Raw genomic sequence first — 310 nt, forward strand, 5'->3', positions numbered from 1 at the left:
GTACTCTTGGTACCTTCCAAGAGTACAGACATCACTTCGGTAGGTGATAAGGAACTGGTAAACATGACTAAGAAAAGCAGTACCTATACGTTTGTGGCAAGCAGGCCGGGATACTTCACCCAGAAGTTGACAGCCACTCTGGCCAACGATCAGGAAGAGATCATTTTGAAAATGGCTGAGATTCCTTATGGAATTGAGGTGTATCAGGCGGTCATCTATTACGATTTCGACAAAGACTTTCTAAGAGAACTGAGTAAGGAAAAGCTAAACGAGATCATGTCTTTTATGGCCAAACATCCGGAATTGAACC

The 310-nt window shown here is 43.2% G+C and carries 1 protein-coding gene; it reads left to right on the plus strand.

Annotation, left to right across the window (positions count from 1 at the left end; all coding sequences use genetic code 11):
* On the plus strand, positions 1 to 310 hold a 310-nt coding region (locus ACNKXV_RS14025), incomplete at both ends, for a hypothetical protein (RefSeq protein ID WP_417908335.1).

Origin of the sequence: Christiangramia aquimixticola, from assembly GCF_048285835.1 — a bacterium.
GTDB classification, from domain to species: domain Bacteria; phylum Bacteroidota; class Bacteroidia; order Flavobacteriales; family Flavobacteriaceae; genus Christiangramia; species Christiangramia aquimixticola.